Genomic DNA, 19,742 nt, shown 5'->3' with positions numbered 1-19,742 from the left:
GTAAGTCTACACAGTTTCCGAGGGTGCTCCGTACCAGCCCCGGAGGCGGGCCTTCCGGGGCCGGCAGCAGGGCTATGAGCAGCGCTTTCCGGCCGTGGGCGGGGTGCCGCGCAGGAGGTAGGCGTTGATCGTCTTGTCGATGCAGGAGCTACCGCGGCCGTAGGCGGTGTGGCCGTCGCCCTCGTAGGTGAGCAGGCGCGCGGAGGAGAGCTGGCCGGCCAGGGCCTGTGCCCAGCGGTAGGGGGTCGCCGGGTCACGGGTGGTGCCGACCACGACGATGGGCGCCGCGCCCTTCGCTTCGATGCGGTGGGGCTCACCCGTGGCGTGCACCGGCCAGTAGGCGCAGTTCAGGGAGGCCCAGGCGAGGCCTTCGCCGAAGACCGGCGACGCCTTCTCGAACTCGGACAGGGCCGTGCGCACCTGCTCCGGGGTGTCGAAGGCGGCCGGAAGGTCCAGGCAGTTCACCGCCGCGTTGGCGAACATCAGGTTGCTGTAGGCGCCGTCGGCGTCCCGCTCGTAGTAGCCGTCGGACAGCATGAGGAGTCCGGAGCCGTCCTTCTCCTTCATCGCGGACGTCAGCGCCTCGCGCAGCTGCTCCCAGGAGCCCTCGTCGTACATGGCCGCGATCACACCGGTCGTGGCGAGCGACTCGGTGAGACGGCGGCCGTCGGCGCCACCGGTGGCCAGGGGGCGGGTGTCCAGCTTCTCGAAGAACGCCTTGAGGTTCGTGCCCACCCGCTCGGGCGAGGTGCCCTTGCCGCCCAGCGGGCAGTCGGCCTGCCGCACGCAGTCCTTCGCGAACGACCGGAACGCCGTCTCGAAGCCCGCCGTCTGTTCGAGGTTCAGCCGCCGGGCCGGCAGCGACGGGTCCATCGCACCGTCCAGCACCAGCCGGCCCGCCCGCTTGGGGAACAGCCCTGCATACGTCGCCCCGAGGAACGTGCCGTACGAGGCCCCGACGAAGTTCAGCTTCTTGTCCCCGAGCGCCGCCCGCACGATGTCCATGTCCCGGGCCGCCTCCACGGTGGACACATGGCGCAGCAGCCGGGGCGCGTCCGCGCCACAGCCCTCGGCGAACGTCCGGTACGCCGCTACCAGCCCGTCCGTCTCCTTCGCGTCGTCGGGCGTGGTGTCCGTGCGCGTGTACCTGTCCATCCCCGGTCCGTCCAGGCACTCCACGGGCTCGCTGCGGGCGACGCCGCGCGGGTCGACCGCCACCATGTCGTAGCGGGCCCGCACCTCGGCCGGGTAGCCGATGCCCGCGTACGCCTGCACGTAGCCGATCGCCGAGCCGCCCGGCCCGCCGGGGTTCACCAGCAGCGAGCCCAGCCGCTTGCCCGGACCGGTCGCCTTCTTGCGGGTCAGGGCGAGCCGGACGTCGCCGGCGGACGGCTCGGCGTAGTCGAGCGGTGCCTTCAGGGTCGCGCACTGGAAGCCGGGGGCACCGCAGTCGCGCCAGGCCGGCTTCTGCCCGTAGTACGAGGTGAGCGCCGCGGGGGTGGTCTTCGGCAGCGCGCCGAGGGCCGCTTCCTGCGCCGCGGAGGCGGCGGAGGTCGTCGCGCTCCCCGAGGAGCAGGCGGAGACGAGCAGCGCGGCCGCGGCGAGGAGACCTACGGCGGTCTCGGCCCGGTTGCGTGTCCTGCGGTGGAGACCCCCGGAGCCGGAGGCGGAACGGGGGGTACGCCGTGTGTCCATCCAGCGATCGTAACTCTGGGCGACGGCATGAGTGCCCTGCGTGCGCGTCGTGCCTCGCACGAGTTACGGCGTCAACCGCATGCCCGGCCCCGGTGTCCCGCATGCGCGGCCCTGGGGTCCTGCCGGGTCCTCAGCCCGCTCTGAGCGCCATCGTCATCGCCTCCACCGCGAGCAGCGGCGCCACGTTGCGGTCCAAGGCGTCACGGCAGGCCGCGATCGCCTCGATACGGCGGAGTGTGGCCTCGGGTGAGCTGCCGCGGGCGAGGCGCTCCAGGGCGTCCTCGGCGTCCGCGTTGGCGATGGCCACGCGCGAGCCGAGCTGGAGGGCGAGGACGTCGCGGTAGAAGGCCGTGAGGTCGGTCAGGGCGAGGTCCAGGCTGTCACGCTGCGTGCGCGTTCTGCGGCGCTTCTGCTTGTCCTCCAGGTCCTTCATCACGCCTGCGGTGCCGCGCGGCATGCGACCGCCCTGGGCGGCGCCGAGAGCGGCCTTCAGTTCCTCGGTCTCCTTGGCGTCCGTCTCCTCCGCGAGCTGCTTGGCGTCCTCGGCGGCCGCGTCGACGAGTTCCTGGGCGGCCCTCAGCGCACCGCCGATCTCCTCGACGCGCAGCGGCAGTCTGAGCACGGCGGCACGGCGTTCGCGCGCGGCCGGGTCGGTGGCAAGTCGGCGCGCCCGGTCGACGTGGCCCTGGGTCGCGCGGGCCGCCGCGGCGGCGACGTCCGGCTCGATGCCCTCGCGGCGGACGAGCATGTCGGCGATGGCGTCGACCCTCGGCGTGCTCAGGTTCAGGTGGCGGCAGCGGGAGCGGATGGTCGGCAGGACGTCCTCGATGGAGGGGGCGCACAGCAGCCAGACCGTACGCGGGGCGGGCTCCTCCACGGCCTTGAGGACGGCGTTGGCCGACTTCTCGTTCAGCCGCTCGGCGTCCTCGACGAGGATGATCTGCCAGCGGCCGTTCGCCGGGGACGTGAACGACTTGCGGACGGTGTCGCGCATGTCGTCGGCGAGGATCTGCGTGCCGACGGCGGCGACGGTGGTGACGTCGGCGTGCGTGCCGACGAGTGCCGTGTGGCATCCGTCGCAGAAGCCGCAGCCCGGGGAGCCGCCGAGGGCCCGGTCGGGGCTGACGCACTGCAGCGCCGCCGCGAACGCGCGCGCCGCCTGGTTCCGCCCGGCCCCGGGCGGGCCCGTGAACAGCCAGGCGTGCGTCATCTTCGACGCCTCGGGCGGCGGAGCGTCCGTGGCGGCCGCGGTGACCAGCGCGTCGGCGTCCCGGGCGGCAGCGGCCAGCTGCTCGCTCACCCTCTCCTGCCCGACGAGGTCGTCCCACACGGTCATGGGTCACGCCGCCCTTTCGTCACGTTCCGCGTTGCGGGCTCCATTGTGGCGGCTCCCACTGACAACCCCCGACGCCCCATCCGGTGCGCGGCATCCGGTCCGGCCGGCCACGTCGCGGTCCGGCCCGCGGGCTCGCGCGGGTCCGGCCGGCGGGCTCGCGCGGCCGCCCGCCGGGAGGCCCTCAGTGCCCCCGGGGGGCCCGGAAGCCGGCCTCCTCCCGTCAGCCCGCCGGAGGTCTCGGCGCCGGACCGCCGGAGGCCTCAGCGCCCCCGGCCGCCCCTCCCACGGCGTCCGCGGCCCTCGTCCGGCTCGTCGTCGTGCGGTCCGAGCAGCTCGTCCGCGAGCGAGGGCAGGTCGTCCAGCGGCGTCTCCTCGGCCCAGTCCGACCGGCGGCGCGGCGTCCCCTCGGCGTCGACCTGGGGCATCTCCCGCGTACGGTCCTCGGTGCCGTCGGGCCGGGCGGCCGGGGCCTCCTTCCGGAAGTAGCCGGGCGGAACCCGGTCCGCCGGTTCGTCTCCGCGCACCGGCGGAAGCACGGCCGTCTCCTCGGCGTCCTCGGACCGGACCGGGGGCAGCACCGCCGTCTCGTCGGCCGCGCCGTAGGCGTCGGATTCACGCACCTGCGGCAGCACCTCGGTCTCGTCCCCGGGGCGGGGCGAGAACGGGGGCAGGACGTCCGTCTCCGACCCGGCCACCGGCGAGACCGGCGGCTTCGGCAACTCGGCCGTCACCTCGGCGTCGGACTCACCGGAGGTCCGCCCCCGGCCCGTTCGCTGCTCGTCGTCGCGCACCGGGCGCAGCACGGTCGTGTCGTCGGCCGCACCGCCCGGTGTCACCACCGGCGTGGGGACGGTCGCCGCGTCCTGGGAGGCCGCCGGACCCGCGGCATCCTTCTTCGCTGTGGAGCTCCTCGGGCCGGCCTCGGCCGCCGCGGCGGCCGCCTCCGCGAGCCGCCGGGCCTCCTCGGCCCGCAGCAGCGCCGCCTCGGCCTTGCGCTGCTTCTCCAGGCGGAGCGCCTCGGCCTCGGCACGCAGCCGTGCCTCCTCCTCGGCCTGCTTGCGGCGCCGCTCCTCCTCGGCCTTGCGGCGGGCCTCCTCCTCCGCACGGGCCTTCTCCTCCGCGAGGAGGCGGGCCCGCTCCTCCTCGGCCTTCCTGCGGGCTTCCTCGGCCCGGCGCCGGGCCTCCTCCGCCTGCCGTTCGGCCTCGCGGCGCTGCGCCTCCTCCAGCTCGCGGCGCTTGCGCTCCTCCTCCTCGGCACGCAGCTTGGCGAGCTGCTCCTGGCGCTCGCGCTCCAGGCGCTCCTCCTCGGCCTTGCGGGCGGCCTCTTCCTCGGCCTTGCGGCGGGCCTCCTCCTCGGCCTTCTTCCGCGCCTCCTCCTGGGCCATGATCTCGGCCTCGGAGAGCGGCAGCACCTGGTCGAGGCGGTGCCGGATGACGGTCGTGACGGCCTCGGGCTCCTGGCCGGCGTCCACCACCAGGTACCGCCCGGCGTCGGCGGCGGCCAGGGTGAGGAAACCGGCCCGCACGCGCGCGTGGAACTCCGCGGGCTCCGACTCCAGCCGGTCCGGCGCCTCGGTGAACCGCTCGCGCGCCGTCTCCGGGGCGACGTCCAGCAGCACGGTCAGATGCGGAACCAGCCCGTTCGTCGCCCAGCGGTTGATCCGGGCGATCTCGGTCGGCGACAGGTCGCGGCCGGCGCCCTGGTAGGCGACGGACGAGTCGATGTAGCGGTCGGAGATGACGACCGCGCCGCGCTCCAGGGCGGGCCGTACGACGGTGTCGATGTGCTCGGCCCGGTCGGCCGCGTACAGCAGCGCCTCCGCGCGGTGCGACAGACCCGCGCTCGACACGTCCAGCAGGATCGACCGCAGCCGCTTGCCCACGGGCGTGGCCCCCGGCTCGCGCGTCAGCACCACCTCGTGGCCCTTGGCGCGGATCCACTCCGCGAGCGCCTCGGCCTGGGTGGACTTGCCGGCCCCGTCGCCGCCCTCCAGGGCGATGAAGAAGCCGGAGGCCGCGGCCCCCTGGTCGGGGTCGTCGCCGCCGAGCAGGGCGTCCTTCAGGTCCTTGCGCAGCGGCACACCGGAACGGTCGTCGACCTTGGCCAGCACCAGCGCGGCGACGGGCAGCAGCAGGGCGCCGGTCAGCATCAGCGTGAAGGCCGCGCCGCCGTGCGCGAAGACGAACTTGCCGCTCTCCAGCCGGTGCGGTCCGATCGCCGCCGCCACCAGCGGGGCGATCACGGCGCCGAGCGCGACGCAGACCCGGACGACCGCGTGCAGGTGCTCCGTCGTGCGGGCGCGCCGGCTCTCCTCGGTCTCCTGGTCGAGCAGGGTGTGCCCGATGTTGGCGGACAGGCCCGCGCCGACGCCGGCCAGCGCGAGGATCAGCAGCACGGTGGTGACGTCCGGGACCAGCCCGGCTGCCAGCAGGGCGACACCGGTGAAGGCGATCGTCAGCGCGAGCAGCCGGCGGCGCGACAGGGCGGGCACCAGGGCGGGCGCGGTACGGATGCCGACGACCACGCCGCCGGTCAGTGCGGCCACGAACAGGCCGTAGAGGACCGGACCGCCGCCCAGGTCCTTGGCGTGCAGCACGGCCACGGCGACGGCGGCGGACACCGCCGCGGCGACGGCCGCGCAGGACAGGACGAGCAGCGGCATCGCGCCGGTGCGGCCCTTGTCGGCGCCGGTGGTGGTCTTCGGGCGGCGCAGTCCCTCGAGCGGCGAGCGCGCGCGGGGGGTGCGCGTGCCGGGCAGTTCCAGGAAGGTCAGCAGCGACAGGGACGCGGCGAACAGCCCGGCGGCCACGTAGGAGGCGAGGGCCGCCTGATGCTGGCCGAACCAGTCGATGCCGGCGCCCAGCAGGTTGTTGAACAGGGCCGCGACGACCAGCACGACGGCGGCGAGGGGGATGGCCGCGAAGCCGGTGCGCAGCGACAGGCGGCGCAGGGCGTCCATGTGGTCGGGCAGCGGCCGGACCGTCGCCCCCTCCGGCGGCGGGGCGGGGAGCAGCGCGGGAGCCGCGCTCTCGCGGCACACCGTCCAGAACCGCTCGGCGACGCCCGTCACGAACGCCGTCACGAGGAGGAGGGCCAGTGCGTTGTCGGGCGTCCAGTCGATCCACAGGGGCGCGACGATGAGGAGCGCCGCGCGCACCCCGTCGGCGCCCACCATGGTCCAGCGGCGGTCGAGCGGGCCGTCCTGCGAGGTGAGGGCGGTGAGCGGGCCGAGCAGAACGGCACCGAAGAGGAGTGTCGCGAGGATGCGCACCCCGAAAACGGTCGCCACTGCGAACGCCACGCCTCGGTAGCCGCCCCCGAACGAGCCTTCGGCGACGGCCGCCTGGAGCGCCAGGAGGACCAGTACGAGAAGGGCGAGGGTGTCCCCCACGCCGCCCACGAGCTGTGCGCTCCACAACCGCTTCAGCTGCGGTCGTCGCAGCAGGGCGCGGACGGCACGCTCGCGGGAGTCCGCGACCAGGGCGTCGTCGGGGGCGGGCTGAGGGGCCGTTGGGTGGTCGGCTCGCGTCATGCGTTCAGCCTATCGGGAGCCACCGACACCCCGGAGGGCGCGGGCTGGCATGCGCACGCCCCGACATCGAAGTGTTGCCGGGGCGTTCGCTTTCCGAACCCTGCGCGAATAACCGGACACGGTGGTCCGGTTTCCGGACAGCGCCGAACGACCTCGTGCCTCCACGGACTTGGAGGCACGACGGCCGCTCGGTGCGTCGCTCAGTCCTCCGCGGACTTCGTGGCGGTCGCCGTCTTGGCGGCCGTCTTCGCGGTGGTGGTCTTCTTCGCCGTCGTCTTCTTCGCGGTCGTGGTCTTCTTCGCCGCGGTCTTCTTGGCCGTCGTCTTCTTCGCCGGCGCCTTCTTGGCCGCCTTCTTCGCGGTCTTCTTCGCCGGACCCTTGGCGCGCTTCTCCGCGAGCAGCTCGAAGCCGCGCTCCGGGGTGATCGTCTCGACGCTGTCACCGGAGCGCAGGGTCGCGTTGGTCTCGCCGTCGGTGACGTACGGGCCGAAGCGGCCGTCCTTGACCACGACCGGCTTCTCGCTCACCGGGTCCGTGCCGAGCTCCTTCAGCGGCGGCTTGGCGGCCGCCCGGCCACGCTGCTTGGGCTGGGCGTAGATCGCCAGCGCCTCCTCCAGCGTGATCGTGAACAGCTGCTCCTCGGCCTGCAGCGAACGCGAGTCCGTCCCCTTCTTCAGGTACGGGCCGTAGCGGCCGTTCTGCGCGGTGATCTCCTGGCCCTCGGCGTCGGTACCGACGACACGGGGCAGCGACATCAGCTTGAGGGCCTCGTCGAGGGTCACCGTGTCCAGGGACATCGTCTTGAACAGGGACGCCGTGCGCGGCTTGACGGCGTTCTTGCCCGTCTTCGGGGTGCCCTCGGGGAGGACTTCCGTCACGTACGGGCCGTAGCGGCCGTCCTTGGCGACGATCGTGTGGCCGGTGGCCGGGTCCGCACCCAGCTCGAAGTCGCCGCTGGGCTTGGCGAGCAGCTCCTCCGCGAGGTCGACGGTCAGCTCGTCGGGCGCCAGGTCGGCGGGGATGTCGGCGCGCTGGTGCTGCTCGGTGTCCTTCTCGCCGCGCTCGATGTACGGCCCGTAGCGGCCGACCCGCAGCACGATGTCATTGCCCACCGGGAACGACGACACCTCGCGCGCGTCGATCGCGCCCAGGTCCGTCACCAGCTCCTTGAGACCGCCGAGGTGGTCCCCGTCGCCGTTGCCCGCGTCGGCCGCGGCGCCGCTGACCGTGCCTTCGCCGAAGTAGAACCGCTTCAGCCACGGCACGGACTGCGCCTCACCGCGGGCGATGCGGTCGAGGTCGTCCTCCATCTTGGCGGTGAAGTCGTAGTCGACGAGCCGCCCGAAGTGCTTCTCCAGAAGGTTGACCACGGCGAAGGACAGGAAGGACGGCACCAGGGCCGTGCCCTTCTTGAACACGTAGCCGCGGTCCAGGATGGTGCCGATGATCGACGCGTACGTCGACGGGCGGCCGATCTCGCGCTCTTCCAGCTCCTTGACCAGGGAGGCCTCGGTGTAGCGGGCCGGGGGCTTGGTGGCGTGCCCGTCGACCGTGATCTCCTCGGCGCTCAGGGCGTCGCCCTCGGAGACCTGCGGCAGCCGGCGCTCACGGTCGTCCAGCTCGGCGTTCGGGTCGTCGGCGCCCTCGACGTACGCCTTCAGGAAGCCGTGGAAGGTGATCGTCTTGCCGGACGCGCTGAACTCGACGTCCCGGCCGTCGGCCGCCGTGCCGCCGATCTTCACCGTGACGCTGTTGCCGGTCGCGTCCTTCATCTGGGAGGCGACGGTCCGCTTCCAGATCAGCTCGTACAGCTTGAACTGGTCACCGGTCAGTCCGGTCTCGGCGGGAGTGCGGAAACGGTCGCCCGAGGGGCGGATCGCCTCGTGGGCCTCCTGCGCGTTCTTGACCTTCCCGGCGTACGTCCTCGGCTGCGGCGGCAGGTAGTCGGCGCCGTACAGCTGCGTGACCTGGGCGCGGGCGGCGGAGACCGCCGTGTCGCTCAGCGTCGTGGAGTCCGTACGCATGTAGGTGATGTAGCCGTTCTCGTACAGCTTCTGCGCGATCTGCATCGTGGCCTTCGCGCCGAAGCCGAGCTTGCGGCTGGCCTCCTGCTGCAGCGTCGTCGTACGGAACGGGGCGTACGGCGAGCGGCGGTACGGCTTGGACTCGACGGAGCGCACGGCGAACCGCGTCTGCTCCAGGGCGGCGGCCAGGGCGCGGGCGTTCGCCTCGTCGAGGTGGAGGGTGTTCGCGCTCTTCAGTTGTCCCAGGGAGTCGAAGTCGCGGCCCTGCGCGACCCGCCTGCCGTCGACGGTCTGCAGGCGCGCGACCAGCGACGACGGGTCCGACGGGTCTCCCGCGCGGCCGGTCGCGAAGGTGCCCGTCAGGTCCCAGTACTCAGCCGAACGAAAGGCGATGCGCTCGCGTTCCCGCTCCACCACGAGTCGGGTGGCGACGGACTGGACACGGCCCGCGGACAGCCGCGGCATGACCTTCTTCCACAGGACCGGCGAGACCTCGTAGCCGTAGAGGCGGTCGAGGATGCGGCGGGTCTCCTGGGCGTCGACAAGCTTCTGGTTGAGCTGGCGCGGGTTGGCCACGGCGGCCTGGATCGCGGCCTTGGTGATCTCGTGGAAGACCATCCGCTTGACCGGGACCTTGGGCTTGAGCACCTCCTGGAGGTGCCAGGCGATGGCCTCGCCCTCGCGGTCCTCATCGGTGGCGAGGAAGAGTTCGTCGGACTCCTTCAGCAGGTCCTTGAGCTTCTTGACCTGCGCCTTCTTGTCGGCGTTGACCACATAGATCGGCGCGAAGTCGTGTTCGACGTCCACACCGAGGCGGCGGACCTCGCCGGTGTACTTCTCGGGCACCTCGGCGGCGCCGTTGGGAAGGTCGCGGATGTGCCCGACGCTCGCCTCGACGATGTATCCGGGGCCGAGATAGCCCTTGATCGTCTTCGCCTTGGCGGGCGACTCGACGATGACGAGTCGGCGGCCGCCCTCTGCGGTCTCGCTGGTCGGGGACAACTTCGCTCTTCTCTCCGGTCGACGCTGGGGCCTCCCCGGAGTCGCTCTACCGGGGCTGGGTACGTGGTGACGCTGCGGAGTGTGACGGTACATCCCGCCCCCGTGTCAAACGGGAAAAGCCCGCAACGGCCACTCGAACGGTAACCCGACTACCACCGATCCTGCCGCCCGGAGTCCCGGGGCCGGGCCTCGTCCTGTGCGGAACGCGACCTCGCGGTCACGGACGGCTGCGTCGCCGGCGCGACCCTCACAGGCGGCTGAAGCACCACGCTCCGAGCACCAGGGCGAGCACCGCGACGACGCCCGCGAGGGCCGCCGAGGGGACCGGCCTCACCCCCTCGGCGACGGGCAGGTGCCGCCGCACGCGCATCGTGGTCCAGGCCAGCAGGGCCCCTCCGAACAGGGAGAACACCACTCCCGCGAAGATCGCTGGTTCGCTCTCCATGCCCCGTCGTGCCCCTTTTCCCCTGTCGCGCATCCCCGCCGACGGGAGGCTGACACGCGTGGGCGGCGTGCAGGCGAACCCGAGGTGAACGCCGGGGCGACGCGGCGGTGGATCAGGGGCGTCCGCTTCCCCGTGACCCGCTTCGGCCGAGGTGTTCAAATCGACTCGAATTTATTGGCTGGCCCCCTCGACGCCCCGCCCCCGGCGGCCGGCCGCTCAGCGGACCGGTTCCAGGAACCCCTGCTCGACCAGCAGCCGGATCTGGGCCGGGGTGCGGTCGCGCAGCAGCACCGGGTCCTCCCCGATCAGCTGGGCGATGGCGTCGAGGATGCGCCCGGCGCTCATCGTGCCGTCGCACACGCCCGCGAAGCCCGCGCCGACCGTGTCCACCCGGGTCGCCCGGCGCATGCCGCGGTTCTGGCGCAGCACGACATGCTCGGGGTCCTCCGCGCCGGGCAGCCCGACCTGCTCCTGCACGATCTCGGCGGCGAGCCGGAAGTGCCCTTCGAGCAGGGCGGCGTCGTCGTGGTCGCGCAGGTGGTCGAGCCGGTCGAAGTGGGCCCGGATCGTGTCGCCGAGGGGCTGCTCGACCGGATGCGGCCACTCCTCGACGGTGAGCGAGGGCACGGCGGCGTCCGTCCTGCGCAGGGTGATCCAGCCGAAGCCGACGGCCTTCACCTTGCGCGCCTCGAACTCGTCGAGCCATGCGTCGTACCGCGCCTGGTACTCCGCCGCGTCGCCCTGGTGGTCACCGGCGTCGCGCAGCCACAGCTCGGCGTACTGGTTGATGTCCTGCACCTCGCGCTGCACGATCCAGGCGTCGCACCCGCGGGGCACCCATGACCTGAGCCTGTCCTGCCAGTCCTCCCCTTCGACGTGCTGCCAGTTGGCGAGGAACTGCGCGAACCCGCCCTGGTTCAGCCGCTCCCCTGCCTCCTGAACGAGCGTGCGGCACAGATCGTCCCCGCCCATCCCGCCGTCGCGGTACGTCAGCCGGGCGCCGGGCGAGATCACGAACGGCGGGTTGGACACGATCAGGTCGTACGTCTCGTCGCCCCGGACCGGTTCGAAGAGGGAGCCCTCGCGCAGATCGGCGGCCGCTGCGCCGGACAGCGCCAGCGTGAGGCCGGTGATGTGGAGGGCGCGCGGGTTGAGATCGGTGGCCACCACGCGCGTGGCGTGCTGCGCCGCGTGCAGGGCCTGGATGCCGGAGCCGGTGCCGAGGTCGAGTGCCGCGGCGACGGGCGTCCGCACGGTGATGCCGGCGAGGGTCGTGGAGGCGCCGCCGACTCCGAGGACGACGCCTTCGTCCCGCCGGCCGATACCGCCGGCGCCGCCGACCGCGCAGCCGAGGTCGGACACGATGTACCAGTCCTCGCCGCCGGGACCGCCGTAGGGCCGGACGTCGACCGTCGCGGAGATGTCGGTTGCGCGGGTCCGGGTCAGCCAGCCGGTCTCCAGACAGGCGTCCACGGGCAGGACCTCCGCCACGCGCGCGTGCGGCACGGGCTGCTGGAGCAGGAACAGCCGGACGAGCAGCTCCAGCGGCGTGTCCCCGCGCGTCGCCCGGAGAGCGGGCACGGTCTCGCTCCGGGCGAGCGCCGCGTACGCGGGGGCGCCGAGCAGTTCGAGCAGCCCGTCGGCGGTGAAGGAGGCCGCGAGCAGGGCGTCCCGGAGCCGGGCGGCGACCTCGGGACGGTCGGAGGAGGGCAGCGGGGGCAGGGGTGTCTGGCTGGCGTTACTCACGCCCCCCATTGTGGCCGCCGGGAGGGACGGCGCACGTGCCCGTGCAGGGGCGAGCTGCCCCCGCGGCGCGTTTTCCCTCAGCTCTGGGTGGCCCCCGCCGACGCCGTGGCCGCCTTGCAGCTGGACTGCTGGGCCATCGCCTGGCCGACCTCGCCCTCCTCCAGGTTCCTCAGGGCGTCGTTCCCGCTCTGGCTCAGCTTGTCCAGTTCGGTGGCGATGTCCTTCAGGCCGTCGGCGAACTTGCCCTGGTCCTTGGTGTCGAGCTCGTCGACCTGCTTCTTGAGGGAGGCGTACGAGGCGGAGATCGAGTTGAGCTCCTTGACCGCGTCCTTCTGCTTCTTCTCGCCGTTCTCGACGTCAGGCGCCCCGGCCTTGTTCACAGCGTTCCCGATCGCCTTGTAGGCGTCGGACATGTCCTGGAAGGCCTGCGCGTCGGTCTTCTGGACGTCCTTCGGCGTGCTGTTGTCCGAGGTCTCCTTCTGGATCGCGGCATTGGCCGACTCGATCTTCTTGGCCTGCGGCTGAACGGCGTCACAGACCTGCTTGGCCCAGGAGTCCAGCTTGTCGTTGCCGTCGTCGCCGCCGCAGCCCGACAGCGCCAGTACCAGTACCGCACCGCCGGACAGTGCGGCCGCGAGCTTCTTGTTCACCGGATTGGTCCCTTCCATGGCTCTCGGCCCCGGAACATACACGCCAGATGCACGACAACCGCACGCCAGACGTCTATTAAGACCGTTTTGTAACCTTTTGCACCAAGCGAGAGAAGGCTCACGCGTGATCGTGTACCCACACGGCGCGGGCGGACGCCACGCCAACGCGTGCCGCCCGCCCGCACCTTGAGCTGGGGCTGGGGAATCCTCCCTACGAAACCACCGCCGGATCGGCGGACTTGGGCTGCGAACCGGCATTGTCTTCGTCACCCATGGCGATTCCGCGCCGCTTTGAGACGTACACCGCCCCGGCGATCACGAGGAAAGCCAGGACGGCGATCATGATCCGCACCCCGATGCTCCTGTCCGGACCGTAGGAGAACTTGATCACCGCGGGCGCGATGAGCAGCGACACCAGGTTCATGACCTTCAGCAGCGGGTTGATCGCGGGGCCCGCGGTGTCCTTGAAGGGGTCGCCGACCGTGTCTCCGATCACCGTCGCCGCATGGGCCTCGCCGCCCTTGCCGCCGTGGTGGCCGTCCTCGACGAGCTTCTTGGCGTTGTCCCAGGCGCCACCGGAGTTGGCGAGGAACACCGCCATCAGCGTGCCCGCGCCGATCGCGCCCGCCAGGAACGCCCCGAGCGCTCCCACGCCGAGCGTGAAGCCGATGAAGATGGGAGCCATCACGGCCAGCAGACCGGGCGTGGCCAGCTCGCGCAGGGCGTCCTTGGTACAGATGTCGACGACCTTGCCGTACTCCGGTTTCTCGCTGTAGTCCATGATCCCGGGCTTCTCACGGAACTGCCGGCGCACCTCGTAGACCACCGAACCCGCCGACCGCGACACGGCGTTGATCGCCAGCCCCGAGAAGAGGAAGACGACCGCCGCACCCGCGACGAGACCCACGAGGTTGTTGGGCTGGGAGATGTCCATCATCAGGCTCATCGGGGCGCCCTCCCCGCTGAGTTTCTCGCCCACGTCCCGTGCGCCGGTGATGATCGCGTCGCGGTACGACCCGAACAGCGCCGCCGCCGCGAGCACGGCCGTGGCGATCGCGATGCCCTTGGTGATCGCCTTGGTGGTGTTGCCGACCGCGTCCAGGTTGGTCAGCACCTGCGCGCCCGCGCCCTCGACGTCCCCGGACATCTCCGCGATGCCCTGCGCGTTGTCGGAGACCGGCCCGAAGGTGTCCATCGCGACGATCACACCGACCGTGGTGAGCAGACCGGTGCCTGCCAGCGCCACCGCGAACAGCGCCAGCATGATCGACGTGCCGCCGAGCAGGAACGCCCCGTACACGCCGAGTCCGATCAACAGGGCGGTGTAAACGGCCGATTCGAGACCCACGGAGATACCGGCGAGGACGACGGTGGCCGGGCCGGTGAGCGAGGTCTTGCCGATGTCCCGCACGGGCCGGCGGGTGGTCTCGGTGAAGTAGCCGGTCAGTTGCTGGATGAGGGCGGCGAGCACGATGCCGATGGCCACCGCGACCAGGGCGAGAACGCGCGGGTCGCCGTCCTTGCCCAGGATCGCGGGGTCGGTGACCCCGTCGAGCTCGGAGTACTTCCCCGGCAGGTACACGAAGACGGCGACCGCCACCAGCACCAGCGAGATCACCGCGGAGATGAAGAACCCGCGGTTGATGGCGCTCATGCCACTGCGGTCGGCGCGCCGGGGCGCCACCGCGAAGATGCCGATCATGGCCGTGATCACACCGATCGCCGGCACGAGCAGCGGGAAGCCGAGCCCCACGTCCCCGAAGGCGGCCGAGCCCAGGATGAGCGCGGCGACCAGGGTCACGGCGTACGACTCGAAGAGGTCGGCCGCCATCCCCGCGCAGTCGCCGACGTTGTCGCCCACGTTGTCGGCGATGGTCGCGGCATTGCGCGGATCGTCCTCCGGAATGCCCTGCTCGACCTTGCCGACCAGGTCGGCGCCGACGTCGGCGGCCTTGGTGAAGATGCCGCCGCCGACCCGCATGAACATCGCGATCAGCGCGGCCCCGAGACCGAACCCCTCGAGCACCTTGGGCGCGTCGGCCGCGTAGACCAGCACGACGCAGGAGGCGCCGAGCAGGCCGAGGCCCACGGTGAACATGCCGACCACGCCCCCCGTACGAAAGGCGATCTTCATCGCCTTGTGCGAGACGGCGGTCAGATCCTTTTCCGGCTCGCCTGCGGCCGGGGTCGCTTCACGCGCCGCCGCGGCGACACGCACATTGCTGCGCACGGCGAGCCACATGCCGATATAGCCGGTGGCCGCCGAGAACGCCGCTCCGATCAGAAAGAACACCGACCGTCCGGCACGCTGACTCCAGTCGTCCGCGGGCAGCAGCATGAGCAGGAAGAACACGACCACGGCGAATACGCCGAGCGTGCGCAGCTGACGGGCCAGATAGGCGTTGGCGCCTTCCTGGACCGCTGCGGCGATCTGCTTCATGCTGTCGGTGCCCTCGCCGGCCGCGAGCACCTGGCGCACCAGGACGCCCGCGACCGCCAGCGCCGCCAGTGCGACGACCGCGATGACCACGATCAGAACGCGGTTGCCATCGGTGAGTACGGCTGCTGCGAGGTCTGTGGGATGGCCCGACTGCTGTGAGAGGGAAAGCCCCGCCATTCGTCCTCCTTGACGCTTGGGCTGAGCTCAAGATGTGGACGGGATTGTAGGTACCGGAACCTGATCAAAACAGAGCGCGATAAACGGAATTGGCCTTCCGGGGTAATGCCCTGAAAGCATTCTGGGACTACCGGGAGCACGCGAATGATCGTGAACGAATTCACGCATTGAACGGCTCAGGAACTACTGTAAAGGCGACCACTGACACCCGCACATGACGAAGGGCCCCACGGGTGGGGCCCTTCGGAAGAACGGGTGTGTGCGGTGGCGGTGTCAGACCAGAATCGTCGGCGGCGGCGTGGTCGGCCAGGTCATCTTGATCAGGCCGCCGTGCTCACCCGCGCTGACCTCGACGTCGTCGACGAGTCCGCTGATGACCGCGAGGCCCATCTCGTCCTCGTCGGCCTCACCGTCGGAGTCGCCGGGTCCTTCGCCGGGGGCGCGCCCGCCGGCCACCGCGTGCGGGGCCTCGTCGCCGACCTCGATGGAGAACTGCTTCTCCTCCTCGATCAGCAGCACCTTCACCGGCGCCGAGATCCCGACGGTCTGGTGCAGCCCGACGGCCCGGGTGCACGCCTCGCCGACGGCGAGCCTGACCTCGTCGAGGACGGCCTCGTCCACTCCGGCCCTGCGCGCCACCGCAGCCGCCACCAGCCGGGCGGTCCTGACGTGCTCGGGCAGCGCGCTGAAGCGGAGCTCAACGGTGGCCATGCATCCCCCTCGCAACTTCGGGCGTGCTGTCGAGAGGCTCCGGGCCGCCGAAGCCCGGGCCCCCTCGGTCTTTCTTCGCCGACCGTCGGCCGTCCCGGGCACATGGCCCGGGACCGGCGTCAGTCGGTGGCCGCAACCGCTTCCTCGACCGAGGTGTGAATCGGGAACACCTTGGTGAGGCCGGTGATACGGAAGATCTTCAGAATGCGCTCCTGGTTGCAGACCAGGCGCAGTGAGCCCTCATGGGCCCGCACGCGCTTCAGGCCGCCGACCAGTACGCCGAGTCCGGTGGAGTCGAGGAAGTCCACGCCCTCCATGTCGACGACAAGGTGGAAACTGCCGTCGTTCACCAGCTCGACCAACTGCTCGCGCAGCTTGGGCGCGGTATATACGTCGATTTCGCCACCGACCCTGACGATCGTGCGATCGCCCATGGTTTCGGTCGACAGGGACAGGTCCACGGATCCTCCAGCACCTTGCTATCGAGCGGTCGCCCTTGGGGCATTCGGCTTCAGCCCCTGGACGCTTCGCCAGCCGCGATGGCATTCAATCACTTACCGGCAGGCGTGCACGACGCCTTGGCTCCATTGTCCGTCACTCCAGTGACACACTCGGTGCCGATGGCCAAGAATCACCGATCCGATCGGACCCCGACGGACCCCGCCTCCCGGCCCGCGCCGGGCGCGGTCCTGGACCGCCTCGCGTCCGGTCCGAGCAGGGCTTCGCGCATTACTCATACGGAGCACTTGCCCCCGCGTGAGGGTCGGCATGCCGTCTGGCCCGACCGGATCCGCGCGGAGGTGGTGGCCGCCGTGCGGGCCGCGGGCATCGAGCATCCCTGGGCCCACCAGGCACGGGCGGCCGAGCACGCCCTGGACGGCGAGTCCGTCGTCGTCGCCACCGGCACGGCCTCCGGCAAGTCCCTGGCCTACCTCGTGCCGGTCCTTTCCACCCTCCTGGAGGGTGCCGAGGCCCCGAACGGCCGGGGCGCGACCGCCCTCTACCTCGCTCCGACCAAGGCGCTCGCGGCGGACCAGTGCCGGTCGGTGAAGGAACTTTCACACCCGTTGGGCCATTCGGTGCGCGCGGCCGTGTACGACGGCGACACTCCGTTCGAGGAACGCGAGTGGATCCGCCAGTACGGCAACTACGTCCTGACCAACCCCGACATGCTGCATCGGGGCATCCTGCCGTCCCACCCCCGCTGGTCCTCCTTCCTGAAGTCGCTGAAGTACGTCGTCGTCGACGAGTGCCACACCTACCGCGGTGTCTTCGGCTCCCACGTCGCCCAGGTGCTGCGCCGGCTACGCCGCCTGTGCGCCCGCTACGGCGCGTCGCCCGTGTTCCTGCTGGCCTCGGCGACGGCCGCGGAGCCCTCCGTGGCCGCCCGGCGCCTCACCGGCCTGCCGGTGCTGGAGGTGGCCGACGACGCCTCCCCGCGCGGTGAACTGGTGTTCGCCCTCTGGGAACCGCCGCTGACCGAGCTGCACGGCGAGAAGGGCGCCCCCGTCCGCCGCACGGCCACCGCCGAGGCCGCCGACCTGCTGACCGATCTCACCGTGCAGGGCGTGCGCTCGGTCGCCTTCGTCCGCTCCCGGCGTGGCGCCGAGCTGATCTCGGTCATCTCCCAGGAGCGTCTCGCCGAGGTCGACCGGTCCCTGACCCGGCGTGTCGCGGCGTACCGGGGCGGCTATCTCCCGGAGGAGCGCCGTGCTCTCGAACAAGCCCTCCATTCGGGTGAACTCCTGGGCCTCGCCGCGACAAACGCCCTCGAACTCGGCATCGACATCTCCGGCCTCGACGCGGTCGTCATCGCCGGCTACCCGGGCACCCGGGCCTCCCTCTGGCAGCAGGCGGGCCGGGCCGGACGGTCCGGGCAGGGGGCCCTGGCCGTCCTGGTCGCCCGCGACGACCCGCTGGACACCTATCTCGTCCACCACCCCGAGGCCCTGTTCGACCAACCCGTCGAATCGACCGTCCTCGACCCCGACAACCCCTACGTGCTGGCCCCGCACCTGTGCGCGGCCGCGGCGGAGCTGCCCCTGACGGACGAGGACCTCGGCCTGTTCGGCCCGGCGAGCGAGGGCTTGCTGCCCCAGCTGGAGGCCGCGAAGCTGCTGCGTCGCCGCACCAGGGCCTGGCACTGGACCCGTCGCGAGCGCGCCGCCGACCTGACCGACATCCGAGGTGAGGGCGGGCGCCCGGTGCAGGTCGTCGAGACCGGCACGGGCCGGCTGCTCGGCACGGTCGACGCCGGCGCCGCGCACTCGACGGTCCACGAGGGGGCGGTCCACCTCCACCAGGGCCGCACCTACGTGGTGCGGTCGCTGGACCTGGAGGACTCCGTCGCCCTCGTCGAGGAGGCCGCCCCGCCTTACTCCACGGTCGCCCGCGACACCACGTCCATCTCCGTCCTGGAGACGGACGTGGAGATCCCCTGGGGCGACGGCCGCCTCTGCTACGGCTCCGTCGAGGTCACCAACCAGGTCGTCTCCTTCCTGCGCCGCCGGCTCATCACGGGTGAGGTCCTGGGCGAGACGAAACTCGACCTGCCTCCCCGAACGCTGCGCACCCGGGCCGTGTGGTGGACCGTCACCGAGGACCAGCTGGACCGCGCCCGGATCAACCCGGAGATCCTCGGCGGCTCCCTGCACGCCGCCGAACACGCCTCGATCGGCCTGCTGCCCCTCTTCGCGACCTGCGACCGCTGGGACATCGGCGGCGTCTCGATCCCGCTCCACCCCGACACGCTCCTGCCCACGGTCTTCGTCTACGACGGCCACCCGGGCGGTGCGGGCTTCGCGGAGCGCGCCTTCCACACCGCCCGCACCTGGCTGACCGCCACCCGCCAGGCCATCGCGTCCTGCGAGTGCGACGCCGGCTGCCCGTCCTGCATCCAGTCCCCCAAGTGCGGCAACGGCAACGACCCGCTGCACAAGAGGGGGGCGGTGCGGCTCCTCACGGTGTTGCTGGAGGGGGCGCCGGAGGAGAAGGAGCCGGGGGACGAGGCGCCGTCCCCTCCGAACCCGCCGAGCGGCCCGGCGGAGCCGTCGGAGGCCCCGCCCGCGCCCTGACCTCCACCGTGAACGGTCCGCGGCCCGACGCCACCGTCACGTCGGAAACGTCACCGGCGACCTCGCACCGCACGAGCCGCACACCCTGCGCCCCGGCCAGCCGGCCGGCACGGGCGCAGGCCGTCGTGCCGCCCTCGGCCCAGTGGTCCGCCGCGGCGAGCGCCGCGAGATCGGCCCCGCCCGCCGCACGATGACGGACGACGACGGCCTGCCCCAGCGCGAGGACGACACCGAACACCACGCACAACACGGCGATCGCCCCGACGCTCCAGACGGTGGCGGAGCCCCGGTCCGGCCCCACCACCGCTCGGCCCCCTCTCACGTGCCCACCGCCTCCTCCACCGACGCCACGGCCTCCTCGCGCACGGCGAAGGACAGCCCCCGCAGCACCGGCGGTTCGGCCACGACGGTCACCCGGACGTGCTCCGCGTCCCGGCTGACCGTCACCTTCGCGCCGGGCGGCGCCGCCTCGCGGGTCAGCCTCACGACCGCGCCCGGCGAGTCCTGGCGGGCCGCTGCACGCGCGCCCGTCCGCGCCGCGTCCACGCACTGGATCTGCGCGGCCACGACCAGCAGCCCCCACACCAGCGCCATCGCGAACATCACCAGCACCGGCAGCACCACGGCCGATTCCGCCGTGACGAACCCCCGGTCCGCGCCCCGCTCACATCCGCGCATTGAGGGCGTCCTTCACGATCTTCTGCAGCTCCGCGCTGACCGCGCCGCTCGTGACGACCTTGTAGAGCACCACGGCGAACGCCACCGCCGCGACGATTCCCATCGCGTACTCGGAGGTGACCATCCCTCCGTCCCGCCGCGCCGCGCGCATCCCGCACACCAGGGCACACAGTCGTGCCCGCACCGCCTGATACATCTCAACCCCCGTAGGAAAGAGTCCGAATCATCAAT

At 72.0% G+C, this 19,742-nt stretch carries 14 protein-coding genes; 1 reads left to right on the top strand and 13 read right to left on the bottom strand.

Features of this window, described 5'->3' with window-relative positions:
• Window positions 1–72: 72 nt before the first annotated feature.
• From ADK65_RS10565 to bldG, 10 genes are all read right to left on the bottom strand, one after another.
• Window positions 73–1,695: an alpha/beta hydrolase gene (locus ADK65_RS10565; RefSeq protein WP_053669704.1), complete on the bottom strand. Its 1,623-nt coding sequence runs from the start codon at window positions 1,693–1,695 to the stop codon at window positions 73–75.
• Window positions 1,696–1,825: 130 nt separating this feature from the next.
• A complete protein-coding gene (locus ADK65_RS10560; RefSeq protein ID WP_053669703.1) occupies window positions 1,826–3,031 on the bottom strand; it encodes a DNA polymerase III subunit delta' in 1,206 nt (401 codons plus the stop codon).
• Between the two features lie 260 nt (window positions 3,032–3,291).
• Window positions 3,292–6,564 (bottom strand): dTMP kinase, encoded by a 3,273-nt coding sequence (gene tmk, locus ADK65_RS10555; protein WP_053669702.1) that lies wholly within the window; start codon window positions 6,562–6,564, stop codon window positions 3,292–3,294.
• Window positions 6,565–6,764: 200 nt separating this feature from the next.
• Window positions 6,765–9,590 (bottom strand): type I DNA topoisomerase, encoded by a 2,826-nt coding sequence (gene topA, locus ADK65_RS10550; protein ID WP_053669701.1) that lies wholly within the window; start codon window positions 9,588–9,590, stop codon window positions 6,765–6,767.
• 247 nt (window positions 9,591–9,837) lie between these two features.
• A complete protein-coding gene (locus tag ADK65_RS10545; RefSeq protein WP_053669700.1) occupies window positions 9,838–10,035 on the bottom strand; it encodes a hypothetical protein in 198 nt (65 codons plus the stop codon).
• Window positions 10,036–10,251: 216 nt separating this feature from the next.
• The gene (locus ADK65_RS10540; RefSeq protein ID WP_053669699.1) at window positions 10,252–11,790 is read right to left on the bottom strand and encodes a DUF7059 domain-containing protein; all 1,539 of its coding nucleotides are present in this window, start codon (window positions 11,788–11,790) and stop codon (window positions 10,252–10,254) included.
• 68 nt (window positions 11,791–11,858) lie between these two features.
• Window positions 11,859–12,449 (bottom strand): small secreted protein, encoded by a 591-nt coding sequence (locus ADK65_RS10535; RefSeq protein WP_078955894.1) that lies wholly within the window; start codon window positions 12,447–12,449, stop codon window positions 11,859–11,861.
• A 193-nt stretch (window positions 12,450–12,642) separates the two neighbouring features.
• Window positions 12,643–15,048, bottom strand: a complete 2,406-nt coding sequence (locus ADK65_RS10530; protein ID WP_053669697.1) for a sodium-translocating pyrophosphatase — start codon at window positions 15,046–15,048, stop codon at window positions 12,643–12,645.
• Between the two features lie 273 nt (window positions 15,049–15,321).
• Entirely contained in the window at window positions 15,322–15,759 is a 438-nt protein-coding gene (locus ADK65_RS10525; RefSeq protein WP_053669696.1) for an ATP-binding protein, read from the bottom strand.
• Window positions 15,760–15,878: 119 nt separating this feature from the next.
• Window positions 15,879–16,220 (bottom strand): anti-sigma factor antagonist BldG, encoded by a 342-nt coding sequence (gene bldG, locus ADK65_RS10520; RefSeq protein WP_003991900.1) that lies wholly within the window; start codon window positions 16,218–16,220, stop codon window positions 15,879–15,881.
• Between the two features lie 78 nt (window positions 16,221–16,298).
• Between bldG and ADK65_RS10515 the strand changes: the two genes are divergently transcribed.
• Window positions 16,299–18,833: a DEAD/DEAH box helicase gene (locus ADK65_RS10515; protein ID WP_234352847.1), complete on the top strand. Its 2,535-nt coding sequence runs from the start codon at window positions 16,299–16,301 to the stop codon at window positions 18,831–18,833.
• Here ADK65_RS10515 and ADK65_RS37000 read toward each other — a convergent pair.
• Genes ADK65_RS37000 through ADK65_RS36995 form a run of 3 tightly spaced genes read right to left on the bottom strand, consistent with a single transcriptional unit; the run spans window position 18,718 to window position 19,707 of the window.
• Window positions 18,718–19,155, bottom strand: a complete 438-nt coding sequence (locus tag ADK65_RS37000; RefSeq protein ID WP_078955893.1) for an Rv3654c family TadE-like protein — start codon at window positions 19,153–19,155, stop codon at window positions 18,718–18,720. The two genes, ADK65_RS10515 and ADK65_RS37000, sit on opposite strands and share 116 nt — an antisense overlap.
• Window positions 19,152–19,511, bottom strand: a complete 360-nt coding sequence (locus tag ADK65_RS10510; RefSeq protein WP_053669694.1) for a TadE family type IV pilus minor pilin — start codon at window positions 19,509–19,511, stop codon at window positions 19,152–19,154. Before ADK65_RS10510 ends, ADK65_RS37000 begins: the two co-directional genes overlap by 4 nt.
• Entirely contained in the window at window positions 19,498–19,707 is a 210-nt protein-coding gene (locus ADK65_RS36995; protein WP_078955892.1) for a DUF4244 domain-containing protein, read from the bottom strand. Before ADK65_RS36995 ends, ADK65_RS10510 begins: the two co-directional genes overlap by 14 nt.
• Window positions 19,708–19,742: the final 35 nt, after the last annotated feature.

This window comes from Streptomyces sp. NRRL B-1140, assembly GCF_001280065.1.
Lineage (GTDB): Bacteria > Actinomycetota > Actinomycetes > Streptomycetales > Streptomycetaceae > Streptomyces.
The sequence above is the reverse complement of the archived record's forward strand: the minus strand, read 5'-3'. Positions and strand labels throughout refer to the sequence as shown.

Coding starts and splice junctions, on each gene's coding strand:
- ADK65_RS10565 (WP_053669704.1), bottom strand. CDS start 1,695: ATGGACACACGGCGTACCCCCCGTTCCGCCTCCGGCTCCGGGGGTCTC.
- ADK65_RS10560 (WP_053669703.1), bottom strand. CDS start 3,031: ATGACCGTGTGGGACGACCTCGTCGGGCAGGAGAGGGTGAGCGAGCAG.
- tmk (WP_053669702.1), bottom strand. CDS start 6,564: ATGACGCGAGCCGACCACCCAACGGCCCCTCAGCCCGCCCCCGACGAC.
- ADK65_RS10545 (WP_053669700.1), bottom strand. CDS start 10,035: ATGGAGAGCGAACCAGCGATCTTCGCGGGAGTGGTGTTCTCCCTGTTC.
- ADK65_RS10540 (WP_053669699.1), bottom strand. CDS start 11,790: ATGGGGGGCGTGAGTAACGCCAGCCAGACACCCCTGCCCCCGCTGCCC.
- ADK65_RS10535 (WP_078955894.1), bottom strand. CDS start 12,449: ATGGAAGGGACCAATCCGGTGAACAAGAAGCTCGCGGCCGCACTGTCC.
- ADK65_RS10530 (WP_053669697.1), bottom strand. CDS start 15,048: ATGGCGGGGCTTTCCCTCTCACAGCAGTCGGGCCATCCCACAGACCTC.
- ADK65_RS10525 (WP_053669696.1), bottom strand. CDS start 15,759: ATGGCCACCGTTGAGCTCCGCTTCAGCGCGCTGCCCGAGCACGTCAGG.
- ADK65_RS10515 (WP_234352847.1), top strand. CDS start 16,299: ATGGCATTCAATCACTTACCGGCAGGCGTGCACGACGCCTTGGCTCCA.
- ADK65_RS10510 (WP_053669694.1), bottom strand. CDS start 19,511: ATGCGCGGATGTGAGCGGGGCGCGGACCGGGGGTTCGTCACGGCGGAA.
- ADK65_RS36995 (WP_078955892.1), bottom strand. CDS start 19,707: ATGTATCAGGCGGTGCGGGCACGACTGTGTGCCCTGGTGTGCGGGATG.